Below are 3,209 nucleotides of genomic sequence, written 5' to 3'. Positions count from 1 at the left end.
TTCTTACTCGACGGCGCAGAAGATGGCGTGGCGGAGGCGACCGGCGAGTTTCTCAAGCGCTACTACCAGGATGCCAGCTACGTCCCCAGTGAGATCCTCCTGCCCGCACACGTCGAGGAGCTAGAGATCATCGAGAGCTGGCTGAGGCAGAAACGTGGCACAAAAGTGACCCTCTCCGTACCCGAGCGCGGCGAGAAAAAGCGCCTGATGGAGCTTGCCTCGGCCAATGCGGAGCAGGCCCTCACCCAGCTACGGGCAGCCTCGGCGGCGGAGCAGAGCCGCATTGACAGTGCGCTCCGTGAGCTGGCAGTGGCGCTCGGGATGCCCGAAAACTCCCTCAACCGAATCGAGGCCTACGACAACTCCAATATCCAAGGCCGCTTTGCCGTCGGCGGCATGGTGGTCTTTGAGCGGGGCAAGCCCAAGAAAAGTGAGTACCGGCGCTTTAAGATCGCAAGCCTGCCGGACAACACGCCCAACGACTTTGCCATGATGTTTGAGGTGCTCACCCGCCGCTTTGCCCAAATGTCCGAGGGCAATGTCAAGTTCACCCAGCGCCCGGACTTAATTATCGTGGACGGCGGCAAGGGCCAGCTCTCGGCGGCGCAAGATGCCATGAAGCAGTTCGGCTACGACTTTCCCATGATCGGCCTCGCCAAACAATTCGAGCAAGTTTTTCTCCCTGGTGCCCACGAGCCCATCGAGTTCCCCCGAAACGCCCCCGCCCTCTTTCTGCTCCAGCGCGTCCGCGATGAGGTGCACCGCTGGGCCATCACCTACCACCGCAATGTCCGAGGGAGCGCCGCCAACATGAGCATCCTCGACGAGATTCCCGGCATCGGCCCCCTACGGCGTAAGAACCTCCTGAAGTTCTTTGGGAGTGTCGCCAAGATGAAGAAAGCCAGCGCGGAGGAGCTTGCCAAAGCCCCCGGAATGAGCACCAAGCTCGCCCAAGAGGTCTTTGACTATCTGAAAGGGGCGTGAACCCATCCCCAGCCCCTTCCCTCAGGGCAAGGAAGGGGGTGAGAAAACCCTTCCAAACCCTCCCTGCCCTGAGGGAGGGTGGCCGTAGTGAGGAACGAGCGAAGGCCGGGTGGGTTCGAGCCGGGTGGATTCAGCAGGGTTCAGGCGCTCAGCACCGCCTTCAAATCTCCTCCCGCTCCCGGTGTGGCTTCAGAGAGATAGAGGGCGCAACGGATCAGCCCAGCCCAGGTCGAGAGGCGGGCGGCGTGGATGTTCCAGCCCTGTGCGGTGACGGTACGGAGCAGGGCGTGGATGGCACCGGGGCCACGGGGGACGACCACATCCAGAAGCGTTAGCTCGTCATCGGTGGGCTCTAGACGGAGGTTACGGGTGGTTCCCAGCGACGGCTCCGGGCGTCGGCGGCGCGTGAGCAGGTCATCCACGGTTTCTTCGCCGCCGAGCACTTTCCCTAGCGCCGTGGCTAGCTCGCCGCGCATCTGGCGATCCAGCGGGTGATCCCGGTGGTCAATGGTGAGTGTATCCACCACGATGGCACGCCCTGAGTCCATCGGGCGGGTGAAGACCTGGGCCGCATGAAGCCGAATATCGTAGGCATGGAGCACGCCCGTGACCTTGGCGAGCAAGCCCGGTTTGGGATCGTCGTAGGCGACTAGGGTGAGCTCGGTTTGTTGCGTGCCAGGAACGTTTCGCAGGTCGGTCACCACGCCACGCTCCGCCTCACCGCTGGTGAGGGCTCCGATCATCGCGAGGTGGAGACTCATAGTTTCCAGTGGGATATTGAGCAAGTAGGCAGCAGGCATGGCGCTGGCATGCGCCTGCACGGCATCGGCCTCGTCGTGGGTCGCTTTGGATGCCAGGCGGCGGCGAACCCGATCCCGCAGCCCATCCAGCCGCCGGGCTTCCTCGTCAGGATCGGCTTGCAAGGAGTCGCTCTCCAGAGCCCCCATCGTCCGCCCAAAAAGCTCTTCGAGCAGACGAGCCGTCATGTCCGTCCAGACCCCGGGACCGACGGCGGAGGTATCGGCCCAAGTGAAGAGATAGAGCATCTTGAGGTGCTCGGCATCGGGGAGCTGGCGCACGACCTCACGAATCGTCTCGGGGCGGCTCAAGTCACGCAGGCGGGAGATCTCGGCGAGAAGCAAGTGTTGGCGCACCAAGAAAACCGTGCTCTGGGTTCGCTGGGCATAGGCTCCTAGGCGCTCACAGATCGCTTCAGTACGCTCCGCTCCGGTGACTTCATGCGGAGCCCGTAAGCCCTCCAGAGTGTGTGGCCATTGTTTACCTAAATCATGGAGCAAGGCTCCCAAATAGAGAGTCGCCGGAGATTCGAGCGAGGAAAAGACCTCACGATACGCCTCCGGAAGGTCGGGGTCGGACGGAGCTTCGGGGCGCAGGCGCACCAGATTGCGCAACACACGGAGCGTGTGCTCGCCCACTGTCCAAGCATGTGCGGGGTCGTAGGGAACCAGGCCCATACAGGCCTCCAGCTCAGGCAAAAGCGCCTTGAGAAGCCCCGTGCGGTGCATCCGACGGAGGGTTTGCTCGATATCACCAGGCTGCATGAGTAGGTTGAGAAAACGCGTCCCCGCGTCCGTGGGAAGCCCTTCACGCTCGACAAGCTCCTCAATGGCTTCAATCGTGGCCGGAGCCAGCTCCAGCTCGTAGCGCTGGCAGAACTCAAGCGCGGTGAGGGGCCAGTGCGGATCGGCGGCCACCCGGCGAGGCTCCGCGACGATTACCATGCGGCGCAGCGATGCTAGCCCAGAGTCGGTGCCTAGGGTAAGAGGTGCCTCTAAGCAGCGCTGCATAATCTTATCCGAGAGCGCAAACGCATCCTGTGCACACGTATAGTGCTGGCGCATGAAAACCTCAACGGGCGGAATCGCACCATCCCCCAAAATCCCTAAACGTCCCGCGATCTCTTCCTGCCGGGTCGCACTCAGTCGCTCCCGACGCTCATCGGCGAGCAAGTGCAGCAAGTTGCGCACTTTGTAGAGATGCTCACGGGCCGCTTGCAACCGGGTTTTCTCCGTTGCTGTGAGAATATGGCGGCGCACCAGCTCCCGCCAGAGTGAGTCGCCCGTCTTATCAAAGCGTGCACGTGCCATCCAGAGGGCGGTCTGAATATCGCGCAGACCACCAGCTCCCTCTTTAAGATCTGGCTCAATCACAAATGGCGACTCCCCGATGCGCTGACGGATTCTTTCGCGCTCAGAAATTTTTCG

General features: G+C 62.2%; 2 protein-coding genes. One reads left to right on the top strand and one right to left on the bottom strand.

Annotated features, from left to right (window positions below; genetic code table 11):
- Positions 1-984 (top strand): excinuclease ABC subunit UvrC (locus RMO15_RS32335; protein WP_309723184.1); only part of this gene is annotated, 984 nt, incomplete at its 5' end.
- Between the two features lie 140 nt (positions 985-1,124).
- On the opposite strand, the gene RMO15_RS32330 is transcribed toward RMO15_RS32335, so the two are convergent.
- Positions 1,125-3,209, bottom strand: a 2,085-nt coding sequence (locus RMO15_RS32330; RefSeq protein ID WP_309723181.1) for an HD domain-containing protein, incomplete at its 5' end; no start/stop codon positions are given.

This window comes from Armatimonas sp., assembly GCF_031410135.1.
Classification (GTDB): Bacteria; Armatimonadota; Armatimonadia; order Armatimonadales; family Armatimonadaceae; genus Armatimonas.
The sequence above is the reverse complement of the archived record's forward strand: the minus strand, read 5'-3'. Positions and strand labels throughout refer to the sequence as shown.